The 6,770-nt window shown below is 44.3% G+C and carries 4 protein-coding genes and 1 pseudogene; 3 read left to right on the forward strand and 2 right to left on the reverse strand.

The window, feature by feature from the left end:
* From PENNN9_RS09295 to PENNN9_RS09305, 3 genes and pseudogenes are all read left to right on the forward strand, one after another.
* Positions 1 to 1,358 (forward strand): annotated as a pseudogene (locus PENNN9_RS09295) (hypothetical protein); the annotation flags it as partial.
* A 28-nt stretch (positions 1,359 to 1,386) separates the two neighbouring features.
* Positions 1,387 to 2,214 carry a YadA family autotransporter adhesin gene (locus PENNN9_RS13110; RefSeq protein WP_058369420.1) on the forward strand — a complete coding sequence of 276 codons (828 nt, stop codon included), beginning with the start codon at positions 1,387 to 1,389 and terminating at the stop codon, positions 2,212 to 2,214.
* Between the two features lie 100 nt (positions 2,215 to 2,314).
* Complete coding sequence (locus PENNN9_RS09305) at positions 2,315 to 2,779, forward strand: outer membrane protein assembly factor BamE (RefSeq protein WP_058369421.1); 465 nt, start codon at positions 2,315 to 2,317, stop codon at positions 2,777 to 2,779.
* Positions 2,780 to 2,883: 104 nt separating this feature from the next.
* Here PENNN9_RS09305 and fdhD read toward each other — a convergent pair whose 3' ends face one another.
* Both fdhD and PENNN9_RS09315 read right to left on the reverse strand, forming a co-directional pair.
* Positions 2,884 to 3,936, reverse strand: a complete 1,053-nt coding sequence (gene fdhD / locus PENNN9_RS09310; protein WP_082638060.1) for a formate dehydrogenase accessory sulfurtransferase FdhD — start codon at positions 3,934 to 3,936, stop codon at positions 2,884 to 2,886.
* 229 nt (positions 3,937 to 4,165) lie between these two features.
* Positions 4,166 to 6,541: an FdhF/YdeP family oxidoreductase gene (locus tag PENNN9_RS09315; protein ID WP_058369422.1), complete on the reverse strand. Its 2,376-nt coding sequence runs from the start codon at positions 6,539 to 6,541 to the stop codon at positions 4,166 to 4,168.
* Positions 6,542 to 6,770 lie beyond the last annotated feature (229 nt).

Consider the following 6,770-nt stretch of genomic DNA (forward strand, 5'->3'; position numbering starts at 1 on the left):
GCACAGGCGCGATCACCGTTGGCGCTCAAACGGGCGGTACCAGTGTTGACTTTACAAATTCAGCAGGTGATGCCTGTACACTCACAGGCGTGGCTGCAGGCACCGATGCCACAGACGCAGTAAACAAAGCACAATTAGATGCCATTACTGGAAATATCACCGCAGCCGGCGTGCAGTATGATCGTAATACCGATGATACAGTGAACTATGACCAAGTCAGCTTTGCTGGCACACCAGCGGTAATCGAGCAAAATGATAGCGGTAATAATATCGTCGTTAGTGGTGGTACGACACTTAGGAACGTTGCCAATGGTATTACAGCGTCTGATGCAGTCAACAAGGGTCAGTTAGATAGCGCTACTAAGGTCAAAGTGGTAGATGGCAATGGTAATGAGATAGTCGTTAACGTCGCTGATCAAGTCGTCAATAAAGGCGTTATTAACCCAGATAATCCTAATAGAGACTCTTTGTTCTTAACCTATGACGTTTCAGGCCAAGAAGTCACAGATCGCCTAACCATCGGTCAAACCGTGCAAAAAATGAATACCGAAGGCGTAAAATTTGCTCATACTAATGCCAGAGATAATGGCGCAGGCAGCGTTGGTATGACCAACGACTCAAGTGCTGGCGGCTTTGATTCAACAGCTATTGGTGTCAATGCCATTATTAAAGAAGGCGCTGACAGTACGGTTGCTCTAGGCCACGACACCGAAGCAACAGAGACGGCTAAAGACTCTGTAGTCATTGGTAAAGGCTCAAAAGTATCAGGCGCATCTTCTGTTGCCATCGGTGATAACGCTCAAGCTAATGGCGCGCAGTCCATCAGTATCGGTACAGGTAACATCGTCAATGGCGACAACTCTGGTGCCTTTGGTGATCCAAGTACGATCAATGGTAATAACAGTTACTCAGTGGGTAATAACAATACGATCAACAGTGATGATACTTTCGTAATCGGTAACGGCATTACAGCAAACCAAAATGGCTCAGTAGTACTAGGTCTTGGCTCTGCAGCTACGACAGGTGCTGGTATTGCAGGATTTGGCGCCAATAGTAATGCCGCTATTGCTGCCACAACCAGCACTACAGGCGCAGTTGCTGTAGGCGATGCGGCTAATGGCGTATATCGTCAAGTAACTGGTGTTGCCGCTGGTACCGCAGACTCTGATGCGGTCAACGTCTCACAGTTAAAAGCAGTCAGTGACGCACTTGGTGATAGCAATGCATCACTCAATAATGCAGCGGTTCAGTATGACAAAAACCCAGACGATTCGGTCAATAAAGGCAGCATCACGTTAGGTGGCGGTGCTAGAGGTACCACGATTACTAACGTAGCCAATGGGGTTCAAGCATCAGACGCTGTTAATAAAGGTCAGTTAGATAATCTTGGTAGCGGGTAGCGGCGTCGCCGGCATTATCGGCGGCGATGCTAGCTATGATGCTGGTGGCAACCTTACTGCTAATAATATTGGCGGTACTGGTCAAGGTAACATTAGTGACGCCATCGCTGCTGTTAACCAAGGCAACGCGCAGGCCAACGAAGATATCCAAGCCAATAACGAGCAGATCACAGACAATACTGGCCGTCTTGACGCAGGTATCAGCTTTGGCGCGGATAACGGTGACAATATCAGTCAGAGCGTCGGCGGTAACAATGGCAGCATTCAGTTTGAAGGCGGCAATAACATTACCACCAGTACTGCTAATGGCAGTATTCAAATTGGCCTAGATGGCAATATCGAAGTCGATAGCGTCACTACAGGCAACACAGTGGTTAATGATAATGGCGTCACTATTCAAGACGGTCCTAGCATGACAACTGAAGGCTTTAATGCTGCCAACACTGTCATCACTGGTGTTGAAGCTGGCAACATTGCAGCGGACAGTACTGATGCGGTTAACGGTGGTCAGCTACATGCCCTTGATAAAAAGCTTGGCGATAGCGTCAACGCCCTAGGTTATAGAATTGGTGAAGTCGAAGACGATGCCAATGCTGGTATCTCGGCTGCGATGGCGATGTCTTCATTACCGCAAGCGTATATTCCAGGTAAGTCAATGGTCGGCGGCGGTATCGCCTCATATAACGGCGAAAGCGCAGTAGCCGTTGGTGTGTCTAAAGTGTCTGATAACGGTCGCTGGGTAATCAAAGTGAATGGTACAGCGGATACACAAGGGAATGCTGGCGGTGCCATTGGTGCAGGCTTCCATTTCTAGTACAAGCACCTTACCTCATGACAGCGTTTGTTTATCGATAGCTTCTTATAAATAGATAATCGTTGTCAAATGACACACAATATATATTAAGGAATGGATCATGAAAAAATCTGCATATCGTTACGGCTTATTAGCCACTACTGCTCTACTATTCACAGTGACTGGCTGTACCCAAAAAAACATAACGCCAACATGGCATTTGACCCCTGGTGCTCAGCATGGCTCTGTTGATGCCAACGACTTGGTGTTCCCAGATCCAAACAAAGCGTGGCAAAAAGGCGGTAGTATCGTCAATCATGAGGATGTTGCTAATATTCAAGTAGGTACGACTAAAGATCAAATCTACCAGTTAATTGGCACACCTCACTTTAGTGAAGGATTTAACGCTCGCGAATGGGATTATATTCTCAAATTCTATGATGCCAATCAAAACGTAGAAACCTGTCGCTATAAAATCATCTTTGACGATAGTTATGAAGGTATACTACGTAAAGATGAGTTTTATGCCACAGAGACTTACTGGCAACCTGCCTCTTGTGCAAAATATTCACAATTTACCCAATAGTCTAACTAAATGTGAAAGTACGAATAAAAGAAGTATAAAAAAGAGAACAAGGCATCTAGTGTCTTGTTCTCTTTTTTTATCAGCAGCTATGCGCGCTGAATGCTTCAAATACCAGAATAATACGTCACCCTGTTGTCACGTAAAAATCCAGCCAACCCCAAGCCATAACGTTCAGCGACTCGAACTGCTGTACTAGTAGGGGCAGACATACCGATTAACCAAGGTATGCGGCTACGGATAGATTTTTGTACCAGCTCAATGGATAAGCGAGACGTCATAAGGACGCATTCAACCTCCATTTTGTTCCGCAGTTGCCAGCCAATAAGTTTATCAAGCGCATTATGACGTCCTACATCTTCAAATAAATACAAATCATCACCTTGCATCGTTGCCGCTGCATGTACTGCACCTGTCAATTGATGAGTGTGTTGCATAGCATCTATTTGTTGCCGTATTGATAACAGATAGCTGAGGTGTGGGACGATACCTTTTACATACTGCTTTTCTTGATGATAGGCACTCAAGTCAGGTAATGCTTGTGTTAGACCAGTCATACCGCACATGCCGCAGCCAGTACGGCCCGCTAGCTGACGTTTTTGTGCCTGAATACGCTGATGACAACGCTGATTCAATACTAGCTCTACTATATAAACATCATAATCTTGCAATTGTGCTAAGCTTTGTTCAAATATTTCTGTTTCAGAATCTTTATCGATTGAGCCTTGTATAAAGCTCTCATAGTTGGTTGTATCGGTAAGCTGAGTCACCTCCCAATCTAGCAATTCATGACTATACTGAATCAAGCCCTCACTAAACAAAAACCCAACAGCCAAATACTCCAACTGGTAAGGACTGGCCATCAATACGGCATAATGCACACCATTAATGACGATAGCAACAGCAGCCTCTACTGCCAAACTTGCAGGTTTATTTTCGATATAAGGATGGTAATGGTCATAATAATTTGATGGATAATAGTGCTTTTGCGCCAAATGAGTGCGTGAAAGCGGTGTGACTGACGAGGGTAGTGAAGCATCAATTAAGACAGGTGCTTGAGCTTTATCAATTATATCGGAGACTGTATGAGATACCGAAGCAGATGATGTATCAGTTTTAGATAGGTCATCTACTAACACTTTAGTATGTTCAGTTATCATAAAATTTGCTTTTAACCTAGTTTAGTCTTCGTTTTTACTATCGTTCCTAATCACTTGCTACCTAATTACATGCTAAAAGTTATTTACCACCAATCACACATTATAAAATAGTCATGAGTAGTCAATACGTCTATAAAACAGGGCCTATAAAATAATGCCCAAAAAACAGCACCAGCGTAGTCGGTAGGGTTTAATCAACTACGCTGATTAGAAATGGGTATAGTAAAAATCAAGCCGAAGCTACCATTCCATCTACGCTACTGTTTTGCGCACGATTATCAGCTTTACTTGGCTCACGGCTATCGACAGCTACGCGCTCCAAAATCACAGTTGATGATTTATAAGCTGGGATGTGCGACTCTGGTGCATGAGTATCTAAATCGAATAAATCATTACACTCAGGATAGTAAGCAGCGACTGCATTGGACGCGATATCCATCTCAGTTAAAATGAGTGGACCAAGAGTACGAGCTTGATTACTACTGTCTTGACGCGTCACTATAACGCTATCGCCTTTTTGCCAGCCTAAGCGGCTGATCTCATCAGGATGCATAAAGAGCACATCACGGCGGTTGGTTTGACGATAGCGGTCGTTATAGCCAAAGATCATCGTATTAAACTGATCATGACTGCGCACACTGGTAAACTGCCAAACCTTTTGTTGCTCACTTTGAGAAGGATTAGCTTTCTGCTCAGACGTTGCAGCCCTTTGGGCCATTTGCTCAGCAACATAAGTAATCGGATATTGTGGTACTTCGATTTGAGCTTTACCGCTATCCGTATTCCATACACGATGACGCGCTGGATGATACAAATGAAAACCACGCTCGCTGTCACGAATACGCTGATTAAAGTCCTCAAAACCATCGATAGTCTGCGATACATAATCGCGAACGACATCATAGTCCTCACTCATCGCTTGCCAGTCTATATCGGTTGTAGAGCCCAATACGTGTGTCGCGATATCTGCGATAATCTGCGCTTCAGACTTTAATGTATCGCTAACAGGTTTTATAGTGCCCTTGGTCGCCACAATCTGACACATGGAATCTTCAATAGTGGCAAATTGTTCGCCTTTAGCGGTCACTAAACTTTCAATCCGGCTCAAACAAGGCAGAATAATATTGTTCGTGCCAGGATATAGCATGGTGCCATTAAGTTTGGTACCGACAAAAACATTCAATGCGTTGTTCGTTAGAGCTTGTTGAATGGCACTAGTATTTGGTGCTGCAACTGCAAAGTTACCACCCATACCCATAAAGGCTTTAAGCTTGCCGTCGATTAAAGCTTTTGCCCCAGCGACAACGTCATAACCATCTTCTTGTGGCATCGGACGTTCAAAAACACGCTCAAGACTATCTAATAGCTTTTTCTTAGGGCGTTCATGAATGCCCATGGTCCTATCGCCTTGTACATTAGAGTGCCCGCGAATCGGTGAAGCGCCAGCACCATCAATACCTATCATCCCCATAAGCAGTAGCAAATTGGTAATCATAGCCACATTATCTTCGCCTTGAACGTGCTGAGTAATACCCATGCCCCAAGTACATATCGTCGCTGGACTATTGGCAACCAGTTTTGCTAGTTTGACAATCTCTGCTTGTACGATGCCGCTTCCGCGCTCAATATCCGCCCAAGTTTGCTCGGTTAGCCACTCTTTTAAGGCTTCAAAACCTGAGGTATGCTCTGTAATAAAAGTATGGTTGATTTTGTCATGCTCGACTAGCCATTTAGCCATACCTGTTAATAGAGCTGCATCGCCGCCGATTTGAATTTGGACGACCTCATCAATCATCTCGTCACTTTGACCTGCTGCCATATGCGTGGGTTTTTGCGGATTTCTAAAAGCCTTTAGCCCTTGTTCGCGCATTGGATTAATAGAAATAATTCGACAGCCTTCTTTATGCGCGTGTGCCAGCATCTCAAGCATACGTGGATGATTGGTAGCCGGATTGTGTCCGAATGACAAGAGCAGTTTGGCCTTTTCAAAATCTTCCAACATGACCGTGGCTTTGCCGACACCCAATTGCTTACCCAGCATAACGGATGTGGGCTCATGACACATATTGGAGCAATCAGGCAAATTGTTTGTGCCAAAACAGCGTACAAACAGCTGATACATAAAGGCAGGCTCGTTCGTTACTCGCCCTGAGGTATAAAATAAAGCGTCATCTGGCGAGTCAAGCTTATTCAACTCTTTTGCGATAATCTCATAAGCGGCTTGCCAAGAAATAGGGAGATAGCGATCCTGCGCTGCATCATACCGAAGCGGCTCTGATAAACGACCACTATGCTCAATCTCGTAGCCGTTCCATTTCTGTAGCTCTTTGACTGTATATTTTTCAAAGAATTTGGCATCCGCTTTAGTAGACATGGCTTCACTAGCGATGACTTTGATACCAGTCTCACAGACATCAAGCGTTTTATGAGACTTATGATCAGGCCATGCGCAGCCTGGACAATCAAAACCCGTCTTAGGCTGATTGCTTTTTAGGACACTTAAGCTACCACGCGTAAAGGCTTTGTAATCCATAAGCTTACGAGTGGAGGCAACGAGCGCTGGCCAACCAGCAGCAGGGTGAGAGTAGACAGGAATTTTGCGCATGACAAACCTCATAATAAATGGCAGCAGATAAGCTTTATGTAACAACTATATAATGGCTAACGAAAACTTTGTAGGAGCATTAACTATAGATAACAAAAAACCTTTGAGAAGCATGTATTTGGGTAGTTATCAATAAATATGTTTATAACTCATATAGTCGATTCTAAATAAAACAGATGCATTATATTTCAACGCGGAACTGGTATAAATTTTTTCTGGCGTGCTGTGC

The organism is Psychrobacter sp. ENNN9_III (assembly GCF_001462175.1).
Classification (GTDB): Bacteria; Pseudomonadota; Gammaproteobacteria; order Pseudomonadales; family Moraxellaceae; genus Psychrobacter.

What these genes read in the sequence shown, in the direction of transcription:
- fdhD (WP_082638060.1), bottom strand. Translation starts at nt 3,936, where the DNA reads ATGATAACTGAACATACTAAAGTGTTAGTAGATGACCTATCTAAAACT.
- PENNN9_RS09315 (WP_058369422.1), bottom strand. Translation starts at nt 6,541, where the DNA reads ATGCGCAAAATTCCTGTCTACTCTCACCCTGCTGCTGGTTGGCCAGCG.
- PENNN9_RS09305 (WP_058369421.1), top strand. Translation starts at nt 2,315, where the DNA reads ATGAAAAAATCTGCATATCGTTACGGCTTATTAGCCACTACTGCTCTA.